Annotated in this window: 22 protein-coding genes and 1 riboswitch; of the genes, 6 read left to right on the forward strand and 16 right to left on the reverse strand. The window is 72.2% G+C overall.

Features of this window, described 5'->3' with window-relative positions:
- Nucleotides 1–61: 61 nt before the first annotated feature.
- The 7 genes from ACZ4IF_RS19500 to ACZ4IF_RS19530 form a co-directional block, all read right to left on the reverse strand.
- Complete coding sequence (locus ACZ4IF_RS19500) at nucleotides 62–538, reverse strand: PH domain-containing protein (protein ID WP_467564418.1); 477 nt, start codon at nucleotides 536–538, stop codon at nucleotides 62–64.
- A gap of 13 nt (nucleotides 539–551) precedes the next feature.
- Nucleotides 552–1409 (reverse strand): ATP phosphoribosyltransferase, encoded by an 858-nt coding sequence (gene hisG, locus ACZ4IF_RS19505; protein WP_467564420.1) that lies wholly within the window; start codon nucleotides 1407–1409, stop codon nucleotides 552–554.
- A gap of 50 nt (nucleotides 1410–1459) precedes the next feature.
- A complete protein-coding gene (locus ACZ4IF_RS19510; protein ID WP_028803646.1) occupies nucleotides 1460–1732 on the reverse strand; it encodes a phosphoribosyl-ATP diphosphatase in 273 nt (90 codons plus the stop codon).
- 34 nt (nucleotides 1733–1766) lie between these two features.
- On the reverse strand, nucleotides 1767–2252 hold the full coding sequence (gene ribH / locus ACZ4IF_RS19515) for a 6,7-dimethyl-8-ribityllumazine synthase (RefSeq protein WP_095932990.1): 486 nt from the start codon (nucleotides 2250–2252) through the stop codon (nucleotides 1767–1769).
- Between the two features lie 64 nt (nucleotides 2253–2316).
- A complete protein-coding gene (locus ACZ4IF_RS19520) occupies nucleotides 2317–3654 on the reverse strand; it encodes a bifunctional 3,4-dihydroxy-2-butanone-4-phosphate synthase/GTP cyclohydrolase II (RefSeq protein WP_467564423.1) in 1338 nt (445 codons plus the stop codon).
- On the reverse strand, nucleotides 3651–4289 hold the full coding sequence (locus ACZ4IF_RS19525; protein WP_345657782.1) for a nicotinamide mononucleotide transporter family protein: 639 nt from the start codon (nucleotides 4287–4289) through the stop codon (nucleotides 3651–3653). The genes ACZ4IF_RS19520 and ACZ4IF_RS19525 overlap by 4 nt, the downstream gene beginning before the upstream one ends.
- On the reverse strand, nucleotides 4286–4921 hold the full coding sequence (locus ACZ4IF_RS19530; protein ID WP_467564425.1) for a riboflavin synthase: 636 nt from the start codon (nucleotides 4919–4921) through the stop codon (nucleotides 4286–4288). Before ACZ4IF_RS19530 ends, ACZ4IF_RS19525 begins: the two co-directional genes overlap by 4 nt.
- A 151-nt stretch (nucleotides 4922–5072) precedes the next feature.
- Nucleotides 5073–5203: riboswitch (FMN riboswitch) on the reverse strand.
- Nucleotides 5204–5561: 358 nt separating this feature from the next.
- Between ACZ4IF_RS19530 and ACZ4IF_RS19535 the strand changes: the two genes are divergently transcribed.
- Together ACZ4IF_RS19535 and ACZ4IF_RS19540 are read left to right on the forward strand one after the other, a co-directional pair.
- Entirely contained in the window at nucleotides 5562–6449 is an 888-nt protein-coding gene (locus ACZ4IF_RS19535) for an RNA polymerase sigma-70 factor (RefSeq protein WP_467564427.1), read from the forward strand.
- A 93-nt stretch (nucleotides 6450–6542) separates the two neighbouring features.
- Complete coding sequence (locus ACZ4IF_RS19540; RefSeq protein WP_467564429.1) at nucleotides 6543–7295, forward strand: SDR family oxidoreductase; 753 nt, start codon at nucleotides 6543–6545, stop codon at nucleotides 7293–7295.
- A 369-nt stretch (nucleotides 7296–7664) separates the two neighbouring features.
- On the opposite strand, the gene ACZ4IF_RS19545 is transcribed toward ACZ4IF_RS19540, so the two are convergent.
- Nucleotides 7665–8873: an ROK family transcriptional regulator gene (locus ACZ4IF_RS19545; protein WP_359497989.1), complete on the reverse strand. Its 1209-nt coding sequence runs from the start codon at nucleotides 8871–8873 to the stop codon at nucleotides 7665–7667.
- A 200-nt stretch (nucleotides 8874–9073) separates the two neighbouring features.
- Here ACZ4IF_RS19545 and ACZ4IF_RS19550 point away from each other — a divergent pair, with 200 nt between their 5' ends.
- The gene (locus tag ACZ4IF_RS19550) at nucleotides 9074–10285 is read left to right on the forward strand and encodes an MFS transporter (RefSeq protein ID WP_467564432.1); all 1212 of its coding nucleotides are present in this window, start codon (nucleotides 9074–9076) and stop codon (nucleotides 10283–10285) included.
- Here ACZ4IF_RS19550 and ACZ4IF_RS19555 read toward each other — a convergent pair.
- Together ACZ4IF_RS19555 and ACZ4IF_RS19560 are read right to left on the reverse strand one after the other, a co-directional pair.
- Nucleotides 10245–10703 (reverse strand): acyl-CoA thioesterase, encoded by a 459-nt coding sequence (locus tag ACZ4IF_RS19555; protein WP_467564434.1) that lies wholly within the window; start codon nucleotides 10701–10703, stop codon nucleotides 10245–10247. The genes ACZ4IF_RS19550 and ACZ4IF_RS19555 overlap by 41 nt on opposite strands.
- 97 nt (nucleotides 10704–10800) lie before the next feature.
- Nucleotides 10801–12066, reverse strand: coding sequence for an alginate lyase family protein (locus ACZ4IF_RS19560; protein ID WP_467564436.1), 1266 nt, complete (start codon nucleotides 12064–12066; stop codon nucleotides 10801–10803).
- Nucleotides 12067–12187: 121 nt separating this feature from the next.
- Here ACZ4IF_RS19560 and ACZ4IF_RS19565 point away from each other — a divergent pair, with 121 nt between their 5' ends.
- Nucleotides 12188–13609 carry a uracil-xanthine permease family protein gene (locus tag ACZ4IF_RS19565; protein ID WP_467564438.1) on the forward strand — a complete coding sequence of 474 codons (1422 nt, stop codon included), beginning with the start codon at nucleotides 12188–12190 and terminating at the stop codon, nucleotides 13607–13609.
- Here the strand turns inward: ACZ4IF_RS19565 and ACZ4IF_RS19570 are convergent.
- A complete protein-coding gene (locus ACZ4IF_RS19570) occupies nucleotides 13591–14700 on the reverse strand; it encodes a glycoside hydrolase family 6 protein (protein ID WP_467564808.1) in 1110 nt (369 codons plus the stop codon). The genes ACZ4IF_RS19565 and ACZ4IF_RS19570 overlap by 19 nt on opposite strands.
- A 175-nt stretch (nucleotides 14701–14875) precedes the next feature.
- Here ACZ4IF_RS19570 and ACZ4IF_RS19575 point away from each other — a divergent pair, with 175 nt between their 5' ends.
- Nucleotides 14876–15559 carry a DUF5995 family protein gene (locus tag ACZ4IF_RS19575; protein ID WP_467564441.1) on the forward strand — a complete coding sequence of 228 codons (684 nt, stop codon included), beginning with the start codon at nucleotides 14876–14878 and terminating at the stop codon, nucleotides 15557–15559.
- Between the two features lie 90 nt (nucleotides 15560–15649).
- Nucleotides 15650–16579 (forward strand): LLM class F420-dependent oxidoreductase, encoded by a 930-nt coding sequence (locus ACZ4IF_RS19580; RefSeq protein WP_467564443.1) that lies wholly within the window; start codon nucleotides 15650–15652, stop codon nucleotides 16577–16579.
- Between the two features lie 103 nt (nucleotides 16580–16682).
- Here ACZ4IF_RS19580 and ACZ4IF_RS19585 read toward each other — a convergent pair whose 3' ends face one another.
- From ACZ4IF_RS19585 to ACZ4IF_RS19605, 5 genes are all read right to left on the reverse strand, one after another.
- Nucleotides 16683–18395 (reverse strand): flavin monoamine oxidase family protein, encoded by a 1713-nt coding sequence (locus ACZ4IF_RS19585; RefSeq protein ID WP_467564445.1) that lies wholly within the window; start codon nucleotides 18393–18395, stop codon nucleotides 16683–16685.
- A 77-nt stretch (nucleotides 18396–18472) separates the two neighbouring features.
- Nucleotides 18473–19261 (reverse strand): carbon-nitrogen hydrolase family protein, encoded by a 789-nt coding sequence (locus ACZ4IF_RS19590; RefSeq protein ID WP_467564447.1) that lies wholly within the window; start codon nucleotides 19259–19261, stop codon nucleotides 18473–18475.
- A gap of 558 nt (nucleotides 19262–19819) precedes the next feature.
- Entirely contained in the window at nucleotides 19820–20200 is a 381-nt protein-coding gene (locus tag ACZ4IF_RS19595) for a DUF742 domain-containing protein (protein ID WP_467564449.1), read from the reverse strand.
- Nucleotides 20201–20207: 7 nt separating this feature from the next.
- Nucleotides 20208–20678: a roadblock/LC7 domain-containing protein gene (locus tag ACZ4IF_RS19600; protein WP_359497775.1), complete on the reverse strand. Its 471-nt coding sequence runs from the start codon at nucleotides 20676–20678 to the stop codon at nucleotides 20208–20210.
- A complete protein-coding gene (locus ACZ4IF_RS19605; RefSeq protein ID WP_467564451.1) occupies nucleotides 20668–23322 on the reverse strand; it encodes a sensor histidine kinase in 2655 nt (884 codons plus the stop codon). Before ACZ4IF_RS19605 ends, ACZ4IF_RS19600 begins: the two co-directional genes overlap by 11 nt.
- Nucleotides 23323–23366 lie beyond the last annotated feature (44 nt).

The raw sequence follows: 23366 nt of genomic DNA on the forward strand, positions 1-23366 counted from the left end.
ACGCCTCCGCCAACAGGTTAATCAAGACATGGGCCCTCGGGGCAGGGTGGAAGGGCGAGAGTCAGCCCAGATGTTCGTCACGTCGTCCGTGCGGCTCGCCGATGGCCCGGGCCTCGGCGAGGGCGCGCAGGGCGCGGGCGTCCTCGATCGCGCGCTGCTTGGCGATGCCCGGCTGGATGCCGAGCGCGGGCAGGCTGGTGCCGTCGCTCAGGTTGAGGAACACCCAGGGGTCGCCGGGGCGCAGGTTGACCTGGAGGATCTCGGCCCACTCCAGGTGCCTTCTGCTGGCGATGTTGACCACGGTGACGCCGGTCTCGTCGGCGACGACCTTGGGCCGGGCGAGCAGCAGGAGTACGCCGAAGAGCAGCGCCGCAGTGAAGACGAAGCTGGTCCGCTCCCCCGGGCTGAGCTGTTCGAGGAGCAGTGCGACCGTCGTGATGACCACGAAGATGGCGGCTCCGCCGATGAGCAGCACGGCCCGGGTGCGGGACGGCCGGAAGGTGACGGGGAGCGCGGGAGGCGCGGAGTTGTCCGACATGTTCTGCGTCCCGTCAGAGCCGGCAGGCGTGGATGGCCGTGGTCAGGATGGCCCGCGCGCCGAGGGCGTACAGGTCGTCCATGATCCGCTGGGCTTCCCTGGCGGGGACCATGGCCCGGACGGCCACCCAGCCCTCGTTGTGCAGCGGCGAGATGGTCGGCGACTCCAGCCCCGGGGTGAGCGCGACGGCCTTCTCCAGGTGCTCGGCGCGGCAGTCGTAGTCCATCATCACGTACGTCCGCGCGACCAGGACGCCCTGGAGGCGGCGCAGGAACTGCTGGACCTTGGGCTCGGCCTCCTCCGAGGTGTCGGCGCCGACGCGGCGGATGACGACGGCCTCGGACTTCATGATCGGGTCGCCGAAGACCTCCAGGCCCGCGTTGCGCAGCGAGGTGCCGGTCTCGACGACGTCCGCGATGACCTCGGCGACACCCAGCTCGATGGCCGTCTCGACGGCGCCGTCGAGGTGGACGACGGAGGCGTCGATGCCGTGGTCGGCGAGGTGCTTGGCGACGATGCCCTCGTAGGAGGTGGCGACCGTCATGCCGGACAGGTCCGCTACGCCGTTCGCGGTACCGGGCTTGGTGGCGAAGCGGAAGGTGGAGCGGGCGAAGCCGAGCGGGAGGATCTCCTCCGCGTTGGCGCCCGAGTCGATGAGCAGGTCCCGGCCGGTGATGCCGATGTCGAGGCGGCCGGAGGAGACGTAGATCGCGATGTCGCGGGGGCGGAGGTAGAAGAACTCGACCTCGTTCTCCGGGTCGACGATCCGCAGCTCCTTGGACTCCCGGCGCTGCTGGTAGCCGGCCTCATGCAGCATCTCCGCCGCAGGGCCTGACAGGGAACCCTTGTTGGGGACGGCGATGCGCAGCATGAGGTCGGCTTCCTTCGTTCGTGCGTCTGTGTGTGGATTGCTGGTGCGGCTCAGAGGTGGGCGTACACGTCGTCGAGGGAGATCCCGCGCGCGACCATCATCACCTGGACGTGGTAGAGCAGCTGCGAGATCTCCTCGGCGGCGGCGTCCTTGCCCTCGTACTCGGCGGCCATCCAGACCTCTGCGGCCTCTTCGACGACCTTCTTGCCGATGGCATGGACACCCTTGCCGACCAGCTCGGCGGTACGCGAAGTGGCGGGGTCGCCGTTGGCGGCCTTGTGCTGGAGCTCGGTGAAGAGCTCCTCGAACGTCTTCTTGGACATGGTGCTGCCCACCCTACGCGCTCGTGGCCGTACCTCAGCGCCAGGGTTCGGATACTGAACGGAGTGTGGCCGCCGTCGCCACGGCGGCGGTCACCGCCTCGTGACCCTTGTCCTCGTTCGAGCCCTCGATGCCCGCGCGGTCCAGGGCCTGTTCCTCGGTGTCACAGGTCAGCACGCCGAAGCCGACGGGGACGCCGGTGTCGATGGAGACCTGGGTGAGGCCCTGGGTGACCCCCTGGCACACGTAGTCGAAGTGGGGGGTCCCGCCGCGGATGACGACTCCGAGCGCGACGATCGCGTCGTAGCCGCGGCCCGCGAGGACCTTGGCGACGACCGGGAGCTCGAAGCTGCCGGGGACCCGCAGCAGGGTCGGCTCGTCGATCCCCAGCTCGTGCAGGGCGCGCAGCGCGCCGTCGACGAGGCCGTCCATCACCTTCTCGTGCCACTGTGCCGCGATGACCGCGACGCGCAGGTCGCCGCAGTTGCGTACGGACAGTTCGGGTGCACCCTTGCCGCTCACGTCTCTCCTCAGTGCCGCTGTGCTGTGTTGCCGTTGGTGCTGCTTGTTCGGTGGTGTTGCCGTGTTACTGGTTGCTGCAGGCCGACACGGTGGTCGTGTCGAGCCAGGGCAGATCGTGTCCCATCCGGTCCCGCTTGGTGCGCAGGTAGCGGAGGTTGTGTTCGCCCGCCAGGACGGGCATCGGTTCGCGTCCGGTGACCTGGAGGCCGTGCCGGACGAGCGCGTCGGTCTTGTCGGGGTTGTTGGTCATCAGGCGCAGGCTCCGCACGCCGAGATCCTCGAGGATCTGGGCGCTCGCGCCGTAGTCCCGGGCGTCGGCGGGCAGGCCCAGCTCCAGGTTGGCGTCGAGGGTGTCCCGGCCGCGTTCCTGGAGTTCGTACGCGCGGAGTTTGGAGAGCAGCCCGATGCCGCGTCCCTCGTGACCGCGCAGGTAGACCACGATGCCGCGGCCCTCGGCCTGGATGCGCTGCATGGACGTCTGGAGCTGGGGGCCGCAGTCGCAGCGCTGCGAGTGGAAGACGTCGCCGGTGAGGCACTCGGAGTGGACGCGGACGAGGACGTCCTCGCCTTCGCCGACGGTGCCGTGGACGAGGGCGACGTGCTCGACGCCGTCGACGGTGGAGCGGTAGCCGTAGGCCGTGAACTCGCCGAAGGCGGTGGGCAGGTGCACCTCGGCCTCACGGCGCACGGTGGGCTCGGCCGACGGTCCCCCCTGCTCGGGCGGGGCCGAGAGCTTGAGGGAGCGCCGGTAGGCGATCAGGTCCTCGATGGAGACGATCGTCAGGCCGTGCTTGCGGGCGAACGGGATCAGCTCGGGCAGCCGGAGCATCCGGCCGTCCTCGCCGGCGATCTCGACGATCGCGCCGGCGGGGCGCAGCCCGGCGAGCCGGGCCAGGTCGACGGCGGCCTCGGTGTGGCCGTTGCGGACCAGGACACCGCCGGGCCTGGCGCGCAGCGGGAAGATGTGCCCGGGGCGGACGAAGTCGTCGGCCCGGGCGGTCCCGTCGGCGAGGAGCTGGAGCGTGGTGGCCCGGTCGGACGCCGAGATGCCGGTGGTCACACCGTGGGCGGCGGAGGCGTCCACGGACACCGTGAACGCGGTCTTCATCGACTCGGTGTTGTCGTCGACCATCTGCGGGAGCCGGAGCCGGTCGAGTTCGTCGCCCTCCATGGGTGCGCAGATCAGGCCGCGGCACTCGCTCATCATGAAGGCGACGATCTCGGGGGTCGCCTTCTCGGCGGCGATGACGAGGTCGCCCTCGTTCTCCCGGTCCTCGTCGTCGACGACCACGACGGGGCGGCCGGCCGCGATGTCGGCGATGGCCTGCTCGATCGGGTCGAGAGCGAAGTCGGAGGCATCCTGGTCGTGCCCGATGCTGTACCGAACCGGCGCGGTTGTCATGCCGGGGCTCCTTCCATGACGGGCTGCCCGGCCTTTCGGGAGCGCAGCCACCAGTCGCGCATGCCCCACAGGACGAGCGCGCCGTACAGGACGTAGACGAATCCGGAGAAGGCGAAGCCGTTGGCGAAGTTCAGCGGTACGCCCACGACGTCGACGAGCAGCCAGGCGAACCAGAACTCGACCATGCCGCGCGCCTGGGCGTACATCGCCACGATCGTGCCGACGAAGATGTACGCGTCCGGCCAGGGGTCCCAGGACAGGGACGGGTAGGCGAGGAACAGGCCGGCGACGGCGACCGTGCCGACGGCGGCGGCACCGGCCATCGCCGCGCGCTCGCGCCAGGTGGCGAAGCGGACCGCGACGGAGCCGTCCTGGCCCTTGCCGCGGTTCCACTGCCACCAGCCGTACACGGCGACGACCATGACGACGACCTGCTTGCCCGCACTGCCGGAGTAATGGGCGGTCGCGAAGGCCGCGAAGAGGATGACGCCCGAGACGAACTGGGCGGGCCAGCTCCATATGGAGCGCCGCCAGCCGAGGGCGAGGGCGATCAGACCGATCACGTTGCCCGCCATGTCCGACCACTTGATGTGCTGGTCGAACAGGACGAAGGCCTCGGAGTTGAGCCAGTTCACCGGGTGGCTCCCTCGGTGCCGGGCACGCCGGCCGGCTGGTCGCCGCGCCCGCCGAGCAGCCGCTCGACGTACTTGGCGATCACGTCGACCTCGAGGTTGACCGGGTCGCCGGGCTGCTTGTGGCCGAGCGTGGTCAGGTCGAGGGTGGTGGGGATGAGGCTGACCGTGAAGTGGTCGGGGCCCGCGTCGACGACCGTGAGGCTGATGCCGTCCACGGTGATCGAACCCTTCTCGACCACGTAGCGGGAGAGGTCCGCGGGGAGCGAGATCTTGACGATCTCCCAGTTCTCGGACGGCTTGCGCTCGATGATCGAGCCGGTGCCGTCGACGTGCCCCTGCACGATGTGTCCGCCGAGGCGCTCGCCCACGGCCATGGGACGTTCCAGGTTGACGCGGGAGCCGACGGCCAGGGCACCGAGGCTGGAGCGGTTCAGGGTCTCCGCCATGACGTCGGCGGTGAACTCGTCGCCCTCGTGCTCGACCACCGTGAGACAGACGCCGTTCACGGCGATGGAGTCGCCGTGCTGCGCGCCCTGCGTGACGACGGGGCCGCGCAGACGAAAACGGGAGGCGTCGTCGAGGATCTCGACGGCGGTGACCTCACCCAGCTCTTCGACGATTCCGGTGAACACTTCCCGGGTCCTCCTGCCTCATGGGGCACGGACTCCGGGGCCTGTCGATGACGACAGAATGAGCGGACGAGAACACCGGGAACGTCGCCGACAGGGACACGTCCGACAGGACGTGTCGCAACATACGGCGGCGCGCACGAATGCCCGCCCGCCGCGCACTGCCTCCCATCCGGACTTTAACCGTCGGTCCAGGAATTTCACCTGGTCAACCGGCCGCTGGAAGCGACCGGGTCGCGGACTGTAACCGCCGGTTCGGAATTTCACCGACCCCGGAGTGCGCTGCTTCTGGTACAGGGCCAGTGTGCCACGCCTGATCGACGTCCATGGGGGCGAATCCCTGTGGGGTGCCTCACAGGCCAGGCGAATGGACTTTTGCGACAGACCTGTCGGCCCAACTCCCTTGCCACGAAACCATCTTGCTATTGGTCCATACCTATTGACCTTGCTGGTCTAGTCCACTTAGGGTCTGCGATCACTGCGCTGTGCCCCCAGATCGACCCGGCGGCGGTGACGAAGGCCCTTGCCCCGCCGCCGGGTCCCCCACCCCGGCCGACTCGGGTCTCCCGGCACGGGCGCGCCGGCCCGAAGACGCGTACGGGCCCGGGGAAATGGCATGAGGTGCCTCTGCCAGGCTGGGAGCGTGACGACAAGCCTCGCCGACGAGTTCGAGACGCACCGCCCGCAGCTGTTCGGGCTCGCCTACCGCATGCTCGGCTCCGCCGCGGACGCGGAGGACGTCGTGCAGGACGCCTATCTGCGTTTCAGCAGGACCGACCGGGCGACCGTCGAACAACCGCGCGCCTGGCTGGCGAAGGTCGTCACCAACCTCTGTCTCAACCTGCTCGCCTCGGCCCGCGCGCGGCGCGAGCGGTACACGGGGACATGGCTGCCCGAACCCGTCGTCACCTCGGACGGGACGCTCGGCCCCCTGGAGTCGGCCGAGCGGCGCGACGCCGTGTCCTTGGCCCTGCTCGTCCTCCTGGAGCGGCTCACCCCGACGGAACGCGCCGTGTACGTGCTGCGCGAGGCCTTCGCGTACGACCACCGGGAGATCGCCGGCGTACTCGCGCTGGGCGAGGCCAACTGCCGCCAGCTGTACCGGCGCGCGGTGCAGCGGCTCGCCGTGCCCGAGGCCCGCTTCGCGGCCCCCGTGGAACAGCAGGAGGGGCTCGTGGCCTCCTTCATCACGGCGGCGCGCGAGGGAGACCTCGCCGGCCTGGAGCGGCTGCTGGCGGCGGACGTGACCTGGTGGTCCGACGGCGGCGGCAAGGTCAGAGCGGCCCTGCGGCCGATCCGGGGCCGCGACAAGGTCCTGCGCTTCTTCGCGGGCGTCACGAACAGGATCGAGGCGGGAGCCGAGTTTACGACGGCCGAGGTCAACGGGAGTGCGGCGCTGGTCGGACTGCACGACGGCCAGGTCTTCGTCGTCGTCTCGTTCGAGGCGCACGACGGTGTGTTCACACAGATGCGCGGCGTGCTCAACCCGGACAAGCTGGCGTTCGTGGGACGCCAGCTGGCGGGGGCGTAGCGCGCCGTTGTCACATTGCACGGGCGCTGTCCGGTCTCAGTCGGTGAAGTGCGCTCCGCACGGGAGCGGCCGACGTCGAAAGGGCTGAGCAGCATGACCACGATCCTGGTGACCGGCGGTACCGGAACCCTCGGACGTCTCGTCACGGCGCGACTGCGGGCGGACGGCCACGACGTGCGGGTGCTGAGCCGGCACACCGAGCCGTACGCCGTCGACCTGCGCGAGGGCGGTGCCGGGCTGGACGCGGCGCTGGCCGGTGTGGACACCGTCGTGCACTGCGCGAGCTCTCCCCGCGGGGGTGACGAGCGGGCGGCGGCGCACCTGATCGCGGCCGCGCGGAAGGCCGCGGTGTCCCACCTGGTCTACATCTCCATCGTCGGCGTGGACGTGGTGCCGCTCGGGTACTACCGGGCCAAGCTGGCCGTGGAGAAGCAGATCGAGGAGTCGGGGCTCGGCTGGACGATCCTGCGCGCCACCCAGTTCCACGACCTCGTGGCCCAGGTTCTCGGGTCCCTGGCCAAGATGCCCGTGCTGCTGCTCCCCGCCGGCGTCCCGGACCAGCCGGTGGAGGTCGCCGAGGTCGCCGACCGGCTCGCCGCACTGTCGCTCGGGACACCCGCGGGCCGCGTCGACGACATGGGCGGCCCCGAGGTCCGCGGCTTCCGCTCCCTGGCCGCCGCCTACCTGCGCGCCACCGGCAGGCGACGCCCGCTCGTCGATGTGCGCCTGGCCGGAAAGACCTACCGGGCCTTCAGGAACGGCGGACACCTCGCTCCGGACCACGCGGTGGGCAAGGGAACGTTCGAGGAGTACCTCAAGGCGCACATCGGACGGACCGAGGCCTGAGGCGGACGGGGCGCCCCCGGCGTACGGGAGCCCGCGGGGAGGCGGGCCGTTCAGGCGTACGGGACGGAGCGGGGTGCCCGCCCGGCCGGCGTCCGGGAGGGCGCGGGACCACGCGGGCAGCATGCCTTCCCGGCGTGCGGGAGCGTGCGGGAGGCCTGCCCTCCGGCGTCGGGGAGTGCGCGGGCGGCCTGGCCGACCGGCGTGCGGGAGCGTGCGAAACCGCGCGGGCAGCCTGGCCTTCCCGGCCTACGGGAGTGTGCGGGAGGCGCCCCCTTCCGGCGTACGGGACGACGCGGTCGGCCTGCCCTCCCCTGCGCGGGCAGCTGCGCTTCGGGCGTCCGCGACCAGGGCCCGGTTCGTGGCCACGGTCTACAGGATGTTGTGCCCCCCGGCGCTCCCCGGCGCCGCGAAGAGCTCGTCCTGTGCGCCGTCGCGCGCGGTGAGCAGCGCTCCGCGCAGCACCGCACCCCCGCCGAGCGTGCTCGCGCGCACCTCGGTGGGCAGCGGCGACATCCCCCGCAGACGCTCCTCCACCCGTGCCGCGAGGGCGTCGCCGCCCGCCTGCCCGACCTCACCGCCGAGCACCACGCACCCCGGGTCGAGCACGGCGATCACGGACGCGGCGCCGATGGCGAGGCGGTCGGCGAGGGCGTCGAGGAAGCGGACCGCGCCGGAATCGCCCGGGGCAGCCACGGCCGCGCGCACCAGCGCCGCGGCGTGCGGTTCGTGCGCGGCGGACTCCGCCGCGAGGCCGTACTCCGCGGCGAGTGCCGCGACGGCCGCCGCGCCCGCCAGGGAGTGGAAGCCGCCCTCGCAGTCCGTCGCCGAGGGGAGCGTGCGGGTGCCGGGCACGGGCAGGAAGCCGATCTCCCCGGTGCCGCCGGAGGCACCGCGACGCAGGGCGCCGTCCAGGACGACGGCCGCGCCGGTGCCGTGGCCCAGCCACAGCAGCACGAAGGTGTCGCGGTCGCGTGCGGCGCCGTCTCGCTGTTCCGCGAGGGCGGCGAGGTTGGTCTCGTTCTCGACGAGGACGCGGGCGGGCAGGCGTTCCTGGAGGGCGGCGACGAGGCGGCGGTGCCAGGCGGGCAGACCGGAGGAGTCGCGCAGCTCGCCACCGGCGGGGTCGATCAGGCCGGGCGCGCCGATCCCCACCGTGTGCAGACGCTCGGCCCCGGCCTCCTTGGCGGTGCGTTCGACCAGGGTGACCGCCTGTTCGACGGCGGGCCCGGTGCCCGTGTCGTCGGCGATCGGCAGGGACGCCCGCGCGAGCTCCGCGCCGAGCAGATCGCTGACGACGACGGAGACGCTCTCGGTGCGGACGTCGAGGGCGGCCAGCTGGGCGCGGTCGGCGACGATCCCGTACAGGCGGGCGTTCGGTCCGCGCCGCTGCTCCCCGGACTCCCCCACCACGGAGACGAGACCGGCGGCGGTGAGCCGTTCCACGAGGTCGGCGACAGTGGGCCGGGACAGTCCGGTGAGCTGTTTCAACTGCCCTGCCGTCAACGGGCCTTCCTGCTGGAGGAGCCGCAGGGCGAGCCGGTCGTTGATGGCTCGGGCGGTGCTCGGGGATGCGGGCATGCCGGGATCCTCCCAGATCACGGAATCCTCCCGGGTCGGCAGGGCACACGGCCCGGACGGCCGGGGTACGGGCCCCGGTGTCCGGCGCCCGGTCCTGTCCTCCGGTACCGGTGTCCGAATCGTCGACTATTTATCAGGCAGGGTTCCTGATAGTTTACGGCAGCAGTATGGGGAGGACGTCCGGGAGGGGCAGCGGCACGATGGGTGAAGTGGTCTACGACATGAGCGACTTGAAGCGCGCCCGGTATGCCGTGGCCGCCGTGTTCGCGGTGCACGGAGCGGTCACCGGCTCCTTCGCGACTCGTGTCCCCTGGATCCAGGACCACGCCTCGCTCGGCGCGGGCCAGCTCGGCCTCGCGCTCGCCTTCCCGGCGATCGGCGCGTCGGTCGCGATGCCGCTGGCGGGCCGGATCAGCCACACCTTCGGCGCCCGCAACGCGCTGCGCGGTCTGATCTCGTTGTGGACACTGGCGCTGATCCTGCCGTCCCTCGCGCCGAACCTCTTCACCCTGTGCCTCGCGCTCTTCACGTACGGCGCCACGGCGGGCATGGCGGACGTCGCGATGAACGCGCTGGGCGTGGAGGTCGAGAACCGGCTCCACAAGTCGATCATGTCGGGCCTGCACGGGTGGTGGAGCGCCGGCGCGCTGATCGGCTCGGCGGCCGGCACACTGGCCGCACACCTGGGCTCGGACGCGCGTCTGCACCACGCGCTGGCCGCCGCCGTGCTGACCGTCCTGGGCCTGGCCGCATGCCAGTGGGTGCTCGACCTCAAGCCGACCGAGGACGAGGAGCCGCCGCCGCGCTTCACCCTGCCGCCCAGGTCGGCGCTGCTCATCGGGGCGGTCGGCTTCTGCGCGGTGTTCGCGGAGGGTGCGAGTCTCGACTGGTCGGCGGTCTACCTGAGGGACCAGCTGGGCACCTCGGCCGGTCTCGCGGCGGCATGCACGACCGGCTTCATGCTCACGATGGCGGTGGCCCGGCTCCTGGGCGACACGGTGGTGAACCGCTTCGGCGCCGTCCGCACGGTGCGGGCCGGCGGAGTCCTGGCCGTGCTCGGCGGACTGCTGGTCGTCGTGGCCGGCCATCCGGCCGTGGCGATGGGGGGCTTCGGACTGCTCGGCCTCGGCATCGCGGTCGTGGTGCCGCTCTGCTTCGCGGCGGCCGGGCGCAGCGGCCCGAACCCGAGCCAGGCCATCGCGGGCGTCGCCACCATCACGTACACCTCGGGCCTGGTCGCGCCGAGCGCGATCGGCACCCTGGCGCAGGCGACGAGCCTGGTGGTGTCGTTCGGGCTGGTGACGGTTCTGGCGTGCGGCCTGGCCGTGCTGGCGGGTGTGCTGCGCGCGGGCGACCGGGACCGCCCGACGGTCACCCCTGTGGACGCAGCAGTTCCCGACCCAAGGCCCTGAACCGGTCGCTCCACGCGGTCGGACGCAGCGTCCCGGCGTCGAGCCGGACCAGGACACGGGTGCCGTGCGCGTACGTCACCGCGCCGTCGGCCGAGCAGAAGCGGAAGCCGTAGGTGAGCCCGGTGTTGCCTAGCCGTTCCAGCCAGATGTGGACGGCGTAGCCGCCGGGCCTGCTGACCGGGGCCTCGTAGCTGACGCGCAGTTCCCGCACGGCGTTGCAGAAGTCGCCCGCCGCTTCCCAGTCGCCCTCGAAGCCGAAGCCGAGTTCGCTCCACAGCGCGGTCCAGGCGCGCTCCACCATGACCGGGTAGCGGGCGTTGTGGAGCAGTCCGAGGGCGTCCAGGTCGTCGAAGTGGACGGTGACGGGCAGCAGCCGCCCGTACGGCAGGGCGGGGGCGACGGGGGCTTCGGCGGTCACGGGCGGGGCTCCTGAGACGTACGGGACGAACGGGACATGGCCGAAAACGGCACCCTCTCATCCTAAGCAAACGCTCAGAAGCCTCGGCGGGGCGGGTTCAGCCCGCGATGGAGTCGAGCTGCTCGGCGGCGGGCCGCAGCGCCCACAGGTCACCGCCGGGAGGCGCCTCCATCCTGGGCAGCGCGGCCCGGGCGGCCCGGTCCCCCGCGTCCGCGGCCGCGTGCACGACGTCGCTCGCCGCGAAGCGGTGGAACTCGAGCTCGGGATGCCCCCAGGGCTCGGCACCGGTGGCCGCGGGCAGCAGGTAGTCGACCGCCTCGAAAAGGCTCTGGCCGTCCGGCCCCCGGTACGACCACAGGTTCACCCCGACGTGCCGGCCGATGGCCGCGAGCCGCGTGTAGGCGACCAGGTCGAAGGTCGAGTAGTGCCAGCTGCGGGTGCGGGCCAGCTCCTGGGGCTGGCTGCCGTCACCGGCGATCTGCGGACCGATGCGCCGGGCGCGGGCGTCGAGGACGGTCCGCCGGGCGAGCTCCCGGTCGCCGGTCGCGTAGGCCAGGGCGGCGAGCTGCATGTCGTAGAAGGTGCCGTGGTTGTTCTGGGCGGCGCCCTCCTCCTTGCCGAAGGCGCTGTCGGCCAGCCAGTCACGGAACGCGGTGTTCCAGGCCCGCATCGCACCGCGGTCCCCTTCGGACCAGCCAGGGGCGCCCGTGTCCAGGATGGCGACGGCGTCCAGGACGCTGGTGTAGGACTGCGAGAAGTCGATGACGCCGATGGCCCGGCCGTCGTACTTGCAGGGGATGAACTGCCCGTGGTCCAGGTTCGGGTTCATCCGGCTGTCCGGGGCGAGGAACCAGGTGCGCAGGACCTGTCCGGCCTTCTCGGAGTACCGCTTGTCGCCGGTGTAGTACCAGGCGAGCGCCAGGTCGTACGTCGAGTCGAAGACCTTCTCGACGTCCTGGCGGTCGGTGCCGGTGTCGACCTCGGGGTTGCGCTGGCCGTCGCGCTGCACGTAGGGGCATCCCCAGGGGTTCTCGGCGGTCCTGGGCTGGGACGGCCACCAGTAGGGCGCCTGGCTGAGGTAGTCGTGGACGTCACCGCCGGGGGCGGGCTTCGGCTTGTCGACGACCGTCCAGGGGCCCTGGCCCAGCCAGTTGTCGGCGCGGGCCGTCAAGTCCTTCAGGGTTCGGGCGAGTTGTGGATCTCCGTGGTCCAGGCGGACCTTCGTCCGCTGGAGTGCGGCGCCGTCGAGGACGGCCGTCCGGGGAACCCTGGGCCCCGCGTGGGCCGTGGCCGAGGGGACGACGGTGGCCGCCAGGGCGATCACGGCGGCCACGACCACGCCCAGTCGGGATCGTGCACTCATTGACCACTCCGATCAGACATATGAACGAGGTTCATGAGTAAGACCGTGCGAGCGTAGGGCGGCTGGTTACCCCTGACAATGGTCCGGACAGATTCACGTACAGAGAAAGCGAAGCCACACCATGGACCTCGGCGTGCGCTGGAAACCGCACGGCGACGGGCGCAGGCCCGAACCCGGAGCAGTCGTCCGCCCCGATGAACGCCTCTCCTGGCCCCGCACGATCGGGCTGGGGGCACAGCATGTGGTGGCCATGTTCGGGGCGTCCTTCGTCGCGCCCGTCCTCATGGGCCTCGACCCCAACCTCGCGATCATGATGTCCGGCGTCGCGACCGCCATCTTCCTGCTCGCGACACGCGGCCATGTGCCCAGCTACCTGGGCTGCTCCCTGTCCTTCGTCGGCGTCGCCGCCGTGATCCGCGCCCAGGGCGGCACCAGTGCGACGGTGACCGGTGCCGTGTTCGTCGTCGGTGTCGCGCTGTTCCTGGTGGGCCTCGCCGTGCGGCGGTTCGGGGCACGGATCATCCACGCGGCGATGCCGCCGATCGTGACCGGCGCGGTCGTCATGCTCATCGGCTTCAACCTCGCTCCGGTCACCGCCTCCACGTACTGGCCGCAGGACCAGTGGACGGCGCTGCTGGTCATGCTGTTCACCGGCCTGGCCGTGGTGTGCCTGCGCGGCTTCTGGTCACGGATCGCGATCTTCCTGGGGCTGCTCTTCGGATACGGCATCTCCTGGGCCTTCGACCGGATCTTCGGCAAGATCCGGTCGGTGGACGCGAGCGGAAAGCTCACGGACCACTGGCGGCTGGACCTCTCCGCCGTCGGCAAGGCCGACTGGGTCGGACTGCCGTCCTTCCACGGCCCGTCCTTCCAGTGGTCCGCGATCCTCGTCGCGCTGCCGGTGGTGATCGCGCTGGTCGCCGAGAACGCGGGCCATGTGAAGGCGGTCGGCGAGATGACCGGGGAGAGCCTGGACGACAAGCTGGGCACCGCGATCTCCGCGGACGGCGTCGCCTCGATGCTCTCCACCGCGGTCGGCGGCCCGCCCAACACCACCTACTCCGAGAACATCGGCGTGATGGCCGCGACCCGCGTCTACTCCACGGCCGCGTACTGGGCCGCCGCCGGCTTCGCCCTCCTCTTCGGCCTCTGCCCCAAGTTCGGCGCGGTCGTCGCGGCGATCCCGGGCGGTGTCCTCGGCGGCATCACCGTCATCCTGTACGGCATGATCGGCCTGCTCGGCGCGCAGATCTGGCTCAACGCCCGGGTCGACCTGCGCAACCCGCTGAACCTGGTGCCGGCCGCCGCGGGCATCATCATCGGCGTCGGCGGCGTCACGCTGAAGTTCACGGACAACTTCTCGCTGAACGGCATCGCGCTGGGCACCCTCGTCGTCATCACCGGCTACCACGCGCTGCGCGCGATGGCACCGGCGCACCTCAAGCCGCAGGAACCGCTGCTGGACGAGGGCACCTCCTCGTACGACGCGGACGGCGAGCCGGAGTCGAGCGCGCCGGGCAGGGATCAGCGCGCCAGTTCATAGGCGTACTCCGCCGAGAAGCTGCCGGGCGAACCCTTGCAGCCGTCGGACTCGCCCGGCAGCTTCACCCACAGATAGGCGTCGATCCTGGACTCGTGCGTGTTCAGGGTCGGCGCCTGTCCGATCTTCCGGCCCGCCGGATCGCACCACTCTCCGTCGGGCGGCGCGCCGTTGCCGTTCCTGCTGGTGTCGACGACCGCGCCCAGGCTCGCGGGGCCACCGAGGGCGGAGAGCACCTGCCTGGCGTACCCGATCTCGTCGGCCGTCCGGTGGAAGTTGGACACGTTCGTGAAGATGCCGTCGGAGGAGCGGGGCGACGCGGCCCCCGCCTGATCGAGCAGCGAGGCCTGCTCGGCGGCCGGGTTCCAGTCGGAGTGTCCCGCGTCGTAGTAGACCCGGGCCTTGGGGTCCGCGTCCTTGAGGACACGCCCCGCGCGGGCCAGCGAGGCGAACCGGTCGGCCTGCTCGCCCTCCGAGAGGCAGTCGGACTGGGCGATCGCGTCCGGCTCCAGGATCACGACGACCTCGCCGGAGCCCAGCCCCGCCGCGAACCTGTCGATCCAGCCGTCGTAGGCCGCCAGGTCCGGCGCCCCGCCGTCCGAGGCGCCGCCGCAGTCGCGCTGCGGGACGGCGTACGGCACGACGACCGCGACCCGGCCCTGCGCGGCGGCGGCCGACGTCACCGCCCCGACCCGCGCGGTGATGGTCGACGGGGTGAAGTCCGCGAACCACACCGCCGCCGGGCGATCGGCGATCCGGGACTCGATGACCGCCCGCCGGGAGTCGCCGGGGTGGGCCCGGACCCAGTCGAGGACCTGCGAGTCGGGATGCCGGTAGAGCAGGGGCGCGGCCGCGACGGTCTTCGTCCGCTTCCTCGTCGGGGTGGGCTCGGGGCGCGGCTTCGGGGACGCGGACGCCGACGGGGAGGGCGAGGCAGGGGCGGTCGTCGGCGTCGGTACGGCCGGCAGGGGCAGCAGGCGAGGTGAGCTCGTCACCGTCGGCCCTGCCTCGCCGGAGGGGCGATGACCGTCGAGCGCGGACAGGACTCCCGTCGCACTGCCCACCGCGACCACGACCGAGGCCGCCGCGACCATCGCACCGCGCCGGGCGGTGCGCCTGGGCTCGGCCTTCCGCGCGGCCAGCCGCTGGGCACGCAAGCCTGACACGTACTGCTCCCCCCCCCACTCCCGCCACGGACGGTTCCCCCGTTCTGGGGAAGCGTCCGGCCCGGCGGCACTGCGGCCAGCCTAGGACTGGGACGCTGCCCCCATGGCGCAGTCGGCACAGTTCAGCGATCCCGTCGGCACGGTGGGCACCGTCGTCTCCCGCATGCGCGCCCTCGACGCGAGGCTGCCCGGGCGGGACGGCGTCGCCGTCTTCAACCGCGTCTACCTCGCCGTCACCGAGGAGGTCGGCCGGCGCCTGGAGGCCGGTGCCTTCCCGGACCGGCGGGCCACGACAGCGCTGGACGTACGGTTCGCGGAGCGTTATCTGACGGTGGCCGAGGAGGGGCTCGCGCCCGCCTGCTGGCGGCCCCTGCTCCAGTTCCGCCGCCATCCGGGCGTACGTCCGCTGCAGTTCGCGCTCGCGGGCATCAACGCGCACATCGGGCACGATCTGGCGCTCGCCGTCGTGGACACCTGTCGTACGCTCGGCTGCGAACCGGCCGATCTGGAGGACGAGTTCGACCGCGTGGGCGACCTCCTCGTCTCGTTGGAGGAACGCGTCCGCGAAGATCTGATGCCGGGCCCCGACCTCCTCCAGATCGCCGACCCGCTCACTCATCTGCTCGGCTCGTGGAGCCTGGAGCGGGCGCGCGACGCCACCTGGGCGGCGGCACGGGCCCTCTGGGCGCTGCGCGAACTGGCCGACCTGGCCGATGAGCTCGCCGAGCGCCTCGACGCGGCGGTCGGGTTCGCCGGACGGATGCTGCTCACGCCGCTGCCCGACTGATCCGGCCACGCCGCGCCCGGATCGCCGGAACTCCCCCGAGATCGCTGTACGTTGATCGACGGGCACACCCGGATGCGAAGGAGCAAAGGTATGGCGACTCGGCTCGGCCTCGGTCTCCCCCAGATGAAGCAGTACGACCTCGGGCGGGACGTGCCCGACGTCGCTCGCACGGCCGAGCGGATCGGGTACGACAGCCTGTGGGTCTTCGAGCGGGCCCTGTTCCCTGATCCCCCGACCCAGGGGCTGTACGGCATCGAGGGGATGCCCTGGCCCGAGTCGTACCGCGGGGTCGCCGAACCCCTCGTCTCACTGACCCTCGCGGCCGCCGCCACCGAGCGCGCCCGGCTCGGCACCAGCGTGCTGATCGCCCCGCTGCACGTGCCGTTCCAGCTCGCCAAGTCCCTCGCCACGCTCGACGCGGCGAGCGGCGGACGGGTCGTCGCGGGCCTGGGCACGGGCTGGTCGCACGACGAATACGCGGCGGCGTCCGTACGGCCCTTCGCCGAGCGCGGCCAGGCCCTCGACGAGATCATCGCCGTGTGCCGCGCCGTATGGGGCCCGGACCCGGTGGTCTACGACGGCAAGGTCACCAGGATCGCGTCGGCCGCGGTCGGGCCCAAGCCGGCCCGTCCCATCCCGATCCTGCTGGCCGCGGGCTCGCCCAAGGCACGGCGCCGCCTCGTCGACGTGGCGGACGGCTGGATGCCCGTGGGTCTCGGTGTCGGGCAACTGACCGAACAGTGGGGTCAGTTGCAGGAGCTGGCCGCCGAGCGCGGTCGCACCCGGCCGATCGAGACGGTGCTGCGCACCAACGCCCGGTACTCGGCGAAGCCGTACGAGGGCGAGCACCGCCGCCCCTTCCAGGGCAGCGTCGACCAGATCGTGGAGGACCTGGCGGCGCACGCGGAGCTGGGCTTCGACGAGATCTTCCTCGACCTCCAGAGCTCGGTGCGGGACGCCGAGGAGCTCAAGGACGTGGCCGCCGAGGTGTACACCGCGGCGCGGGCGGCCGGTATCTGACGTCGGCCGCGGGCGGACGGAGTCCGGCTCCGGCGCGGGCGGACCGAATCCGACTCCGGCGCGGGCGGGCGGGATCAGCCCGGCCCGCCCGCGCCGGACGTTCTCAGTCCTCCGGCAGTTCCACCGGCGCGATCTCGTCGTAGACGTCGCCGGGACCGGGGTTGGTCGCGTCGGTCTCGCCGCCCAGCTGGTGCATGACGCCCCACACCGCGTTCAGCGCGGTCTGCACGGCACCCTCGGCCCAGCCGGCCGTCCAGGAGATGTCGTCTCCGGCCAGGAAGATGCCCCGCTTGTCCTCGGGCAGCCCGTCCTGCATGAAGTGGGTGAACAGGCGCCGCTGGTAGCGGTAGTGACCGGGCAGGTTGGCCTTGAACGCGCCCATGAAGTAGGGCTCGTTCTCCCAGGACACGGTCACCGGGTTGCCGATGACGTGCTTGCGGATGTCGACCTTCGGGTAGATCTCGCCGAGCGACTTCAGCATGACCTCCATGCGCTCGTTCGCGGACAGCGGCAGCCACTTCAGGCTGTCGTCGCACCACGTGTACGAGAGGCAGATGACGGCGGGCTTGTCCGGGCCGTCGTCGAGGAGGTAGGTCCCGCGGGTCATACGGTCGGTGAGCGTCATCGACATGACGTCCCGGCCCGTCGGGTTTCCCCTGTCGTCGACGGCCTTGTCGAGCCAGAACGGCCGGTCGACCGGCACGAAGAGCTTCGAGGACTCCATGTAGTGGGTCCGCTCGATCGCCGTCCAGTGGTCGATCGGGAAGAGCGAGTCGTCGCAGGCGATCTTGGAGAGCAGCATCCAGGACTGCGCGGTGAACACGGCGGCCTTGAAGGTGCGGATGTCGCCGTCCGCGTCGGTCACGGTGATCGCGTTGCCCGCGGTGCGGTGCAGCCGGGTCACGGCCGGGCGCGGCGCGCCGTTCTCGTGCAGGCTCGCCAGCGAGGTGCCGTACGCCCAGTGGACGATCTTCTCCGGCTCGCGCTCCCACAGGCGCAGCGGCAACTGCTGGGAGCCGCCGACGATGCCACGGTGGTGGTCGTCGGCCTCGGTGTAGACGACGCGCAGGATCTCCAGGATGGAGTTCGGGAAGTCGGTGTCCCAGCCGCCGGTGCCGAAGCCGACCTGGCCGAAGATCTCCCGGTGCCGGAAGGACTTGAAGGACTCGGAGTCGCAGAGGAAGCCGTAGAAGGTCTGGTTGTCGAGCTTCTCGACGAGCTTCGCCCAGATCTCGCGGATGCGCGGCACGTCGCGCTCCCGCATGGCCTGGTTCATGTCGGAGAAGTCGGCGCCCTCTTCCAGGCACTTGTTCCAGGCCTCGGCGACGTCGCGGTAGACCTGCGGCAGGTCGTCGATCGTCTCGGCGTAGTGCGACTCGCCCTTGAGGTCGACGACCGTGGAAGGCGTCGACTCGGCCAGCGGGTTGGGGAACGGCCGGGTCTCGAGGCCCACCAGGTCGATGTAGTGCTGGAGTGCGGTGGAGGAGGGCGGGAAGCGCATCGCGCCCATCTCCGCGCTCAGCGACGGGTCGCAGCCGTCGAAGCCCACGGTGCGCAGCCGGCCGCCGATCTGGTCGGCCTCGTACACGACGGGCTTGAGACCCATCTTCATCAGCTCGTAGGCGGCCACGATGCCGGAGAGACCACCGCCGATGATCGCTACCTCGGTGCCGTGCTCGGTCGCGGGTATCTGGCCGAGCCCCGCGGGGTGCGCGAGGAAGTCGTCGTACGCGTAGGGGAAGTCCGGGCCGAACATGGTGATCGGCGGCTGCTGCACGTCGGCGTGCTGGACGGCGTTGGGCACCGTGGACGTCATGGGGTACGGACTCCTTGCGGGAAAAACGTGCGGGGCGGGCCGGTGGGGCGGGGGCGGGGCGCCGGGGCGGCGGGGTGTCAGATCAAGGACCCGTAGAGGCCGGGGCGGCGGTCCTTCAGGTACGGGTTCGTCTCGCGCGAGTCCGCGAGCAGGACGGGGTCGGCGTCGGCGAGGACCAGTTCCTCGCCACGGCCGGCCCGGGTGCGGGCGATCCCGTCGGGCCCGGCCAGCGTGGAGAGCCCGACGAACTCGAACTCGCCCTCGGGACCCGTGCGGTTGACGTACGCGACGTACATCTGGTTCTCGAAGGCCCGCACCGGGACGACGGACTCGGCGACGAACTGGAACGGATGCATCTGCGCGGTCGGCACGACCAGCAGGTCGGTGCCGGCCAGCGCGTGCGCGCGCACGTTCTCCGGGAACTCGACGTCGTAGCAGATCATCAGGCCGACGCGCAGTCCGCCGAGCTCGGCCTGTACGACGGGCTGCTCGCCGGGCGTGAAGTGGTCGCGCTCGAAGCAGCCGAAGAGATGCGTCTTGCGGTAGTTCGCGAGGCGGGTGCCGTCGGCGGAGATCAGCTGCGCGGAGTTGAAGACCCGCTCGCCGTCGCGCTCCGGATAGCCGTAGACGACTGCCACGCCGTGCCGGGTGGCGATCTCTGCGATCGCGTCGGCGGAGTCGCCGTCCGCGGGCTCGGCGAGGCGGGCGACGTCGTCGCCGATCGCGTACCCGGTGAGGAACATCTCCGGCGTGGCCAGCAGCCCGGCGCCCGCTTCGGCGGCACGGCCCGCGGCCTCGTCGAGCACCTTGAGGTTCTCGACGACCGAGCCGGGGCGGCCGGAGCTCTGGAGCAGGGCTGTGCGCATGCGTGTTCCTCACCGGTACGGAGGGGTTTGGGGGCCAGATAGACGGTACGGTCGGCGGGCTCGGCCGGACAAGAAGGACCCGTTGCGCGGCACTGGACGAATCGTTGCGTGCCCATGGCCCTCGGCGGTGATTCGTTGCGCGCCCCCGGAAGGGGCTCAGTCGCCCTTGAGGCGCAGGTCACAGGCGTGTGACCGGCCCGCGATCCCACGGCCGCGCCCTGGCGGCCCCCGCTCCGGACCCGACACCCGTGTCCCGCCCGCCGGCCGCCGCCGGCCGACTCCCCCGGCGGGGCCCGCACCGGCCCCGGAGACCGGGCTGGGACCGGCGCCGACGCCAGGGCTCGCCGTCGCCCCGATACCCCGGCTGATCTTCGTGCCGACGCCCGGGCCGGCACCGGTCCCGGCACCCGGACCAGGTCAGCTCCCGGTGGCCTGCCACGGCTCCCGAGGCCAGGCACACACCGGCACCGACGCCAGGACCCGCATCGGCGCTGACGCCCGGATGACGTCAGCCCGGTGGCCGGGCCAGCCGGTCACGGCACCGCACACGTCGGGTCCTCAGAGCTCGCGCAGGCGCTCGACGATCTCGCGCAGCAGCTCCGGGTCGGCCACCGGTCCGCCCGGGGCGTGACGCGGCGGGTCGTCGACGCGCACCAGACCGGCCTCGGCCAGGTCGTCGAGCAGGACGCGCACGACGGTCAGCGGCAGATCGGCGTCCGCGGCGAGCTCGACCACGGGCCGGGGACCGCGGCGCACGAGCTCCAGCAGGGCGGCCCGGGCGTGGTCCACACCCGGGAGCCCCGCGTCCGTGTCCAGGGCGGTGACCCGCGACATCAGATCGATCGCGTGCCGGTCCGAGGGCCGGGTCCGCCCCCGCGTCATCGTGTACGGCCGCACCATCGACCCGGTCTCGTCCTCGTACCAGTGGTCGTCGGACACGGCGGGCTCAGGGACCCGCGGGTTCGGCGGCCGACCGTACGGCGGCAGCCATGTGCCGGCCTACGCGGCGGACGAGCAGCGTCATCTCGTGGGCGAGCTGTCCGACATCGGTCTGCACGTCGCTCAGTACGGCGAGCCGACTTCCGTCCCCGGCCGGGGTGATGAAGAGATACGCGTCGTCGAGCATCACCATGGTCTGGCGCACCTCCCCCGCGGCGAAACGTTCCCCGGCCGAGCGGGCGAGGCTGTGGAAGCCGGCGCAGACGGCGGCGAGGTGCTCGACGTCCGCGCGCCGCATGCCGTCCGAGCGGCTCAGCGGGAGCCCGTCGGCGGTCAGCAGCACGGCCTGGCGGACGTGGTCCGTCCGGGCCACGAGGTCGTCGAGCAGCCAGCCGAGGTCCGCTCCGGGCGGTTCGGCGGCGGTATCCGGAGGCCCGGAGACCTCGGTGGGGCCGTCGGTGGTCTGGTCACGGCGCATCGTCGGCGTCCGTCCCTTCCTCGGTGTCGGTTCGCGGCGCGGATACGGGGTCCGCGGGCAGGCCCCTGCGGCCCCGGTCGAGGCCACGCTGGAAGGAGCCGAAGACCGCGCGCATCTCCTCGGGCGTGACCTCGCGTTCCGGTGTCTCCTCGGACGCCGGCTCCTCGGTGCGCAGCCCGGGGGCGAGGGAGGCCTGGCGCACGCGGGTCGGCAGGGCGGGGGCGCCCGCAGCCGCACCGGCTTCCGGCCCGTGTCCCGCCTCCTGCCGTCGGTCCGGCTCACGACCGGCGCCACGCCGCCACTCGGGTTCCCGACCCGCGCCGCGCGACCGCTCCCGCTCAGGTACTCCGCCCCGTCCGGGCTCCCGCTCACGGGCTCCGTCCCAGCCGGACTTCCGCTCACGGGCTCCGTACCGCGGGGGATCCTCACCGGCTCCCTCCCGTCCGGGCTCCCGCTCACGGCCTGCGTCCTGCCACCGCTCCCGCTCGCGGACCGTGTCCTGCCCGTCCTCCGGCGCCGTGTCCGTCGCCGCGCCCGGCTCCCCTGTCCGTTGCTGGGGCAGGACCGTCGTCCGGGTCCGGGAGGGCAGGGCCCGGCGATCCGGGTCCGGCGTCCGGTCCGGCCGGCCGGACCCGTTCGCCGATCGCTCGGTCGCCCGGCCCTCCGGTGCCGTCGTCGGCCGCGCGAGCTCCCGTGGTGCGAGCTCGGGTCGGTCCGGCTCGGGCCGTTCGGGCTCCACCGACGCGAGGACCGTGCGGGGCAGCAGTACGACCGCCGTGGTGCCGCCGTAGGGCGAGCGGCACAGCGTGACCTCGATGCCGTGCCGTGCGGCAAGCCGCCCCACCACGTACAGCCCGAGCCGGTCGTGCCGGGTCGGATCGAAGTCGTCCGGCGTGGTGAGGGTGCGGTGGGCCTCCTCCATCTGTTCGGGGTCGAGGCCGAGGCCCCGGTCGTCGATCTCCAGGACGAAGCCGCCGCCGGCCCGGCTCGTGCGCAGGGTGACCTGGGTGTGCGGGGGCGAGAACACCGTGGCGTTCTCGACGAGTTCGGCGACGAGGTGGACGACGTCGGCGACCGCGTCCGCGGCGATGCCCGTGTCCGGCATCGGCGGGACCACCACGCGCGCGTACTCCTCGATCTCGCTCACCGCGGAGGACACCACGTCGGCGACGGGCACGGGCGCCCGCCATCGGCGGCCGGGTACCGCGCCGGAGAGGATGATCAGGCTCTCCGCGTGGCGGCGCATGCGCGTGGTGAGATGGTCGATCCGGAACAGGTCGTCCAGCACGTCCGGATCGTCGGTGCGCCGCTCCAGCGTGTCGACGAGTTTGAGCTGCCGGTGGACGAGCGCCTGGTTGCGGCGCGCGATGTTGAGGAGCACGGCGAACAGTCCGCGGCGCAGAGTGGCCTGCCGTACGGCGGCCTCCACGGCGGCGAGGCGCGCCGTGTTGAAGGACCGGCCCACCTGGCCGATCTCGTCGGCTCCCGCCTCCCCGTCGGCCAGGGGCGGTGCCTCGGCGGCGGCGTCCACCTCCTCGCCCGAGCTCAATCGCCGCATGACATCGGGGAGTTGGCGGGTGGTCAGGCGGTCGGCGGCGTCCCGCAGCGCTTCCAGGCGACGCGAGATGCGGCGGGCACCGCGCACGGCGAACCACAGGGAAAGGCCCACCGCGGCGAGACCGAGCGCGCCGACGATCGCGGCCTTGGCGAGCTCCCGGTAGGCGAACGCCCGCCCGCGTTCCGCGGAGTTGACGGCCGCCCGGGTGCACAACTGCATGTAGCGCTTGACGGCGCGGTCGGTCGTGGTGCGCCAGGAGCCGGCCGCGACGGCCTCCCCGGCGCGCTGCGCACCGGCCCGCAGCAGGAAGTCCTCGCCCCGCGTCAGCTCCCGGTGCACGTCTGCCCGCTGGAACCCCTCGAAGAGTGCGCGCGAGTCGGCGGGGAGGTCGGCCACATAGGTCCGCTCGAAGACGCGGCGGTCCTCGATGGTCGCGGCGAGTGTGTCGTACTGCGGGTCGGTGAGCGATCCGGCGGCCCGCGCCCCGGCGACGAGGGCGTCCTCGCGCGACACGAACTCCCGTACCCGCACCAGCTCGATCACGACCTGGGCCTCGCGCGCGAGCTGTCCGGCCTGGAGCGCGGTGAGCGCCGACTGGACGTCGAAGCCCGGTTCCACGAGGGCGCTGTACTCGGTGACGGCGCGGTCCCAGGAGATGTCGCGGGACAGCACGCGCTGCCGCAGGCCGTCGAGGCCGTCCACGGAGTCGAGCATGGCGTCGAGGACTTGGCGCTGCCGGTCGGAGAGCGCGCCCCGGTCGCCGCCCCGGATCGCCTCGCGCATGGCCGTCACGGCACGGTCGGTCCGGTGCTGCTGCTCCATCAGGTCCAGGGCCGCGGCCGTGCGGGGCTCCCCGCCCAGGTACGCGGCGGCGAACCGACGTTCGATCTGGATCTGCCCGATCGCCGTGTCGACGGGGGTGCCGAAGGACTCGTACACCCCCTGGACCCGGACGAGCGCGCGGAGTTCGCCGGTCACGGAGACCATGGCGAAGCTCCACAGCGCCATGAGGGCGACGACCGGGGCGAGCGCGAGCGCCACGATGCGGGTACGGACCGTGGAGGGACGGCCGAAGGGCCAGCGCATGGACTCCCCAGGACGGCAGGACGGTCGGGTGGCCGGGCGACTGG

It is taken from the genome of Streptomyces sp. NPDC025784, from assembly GCF_055558435.1.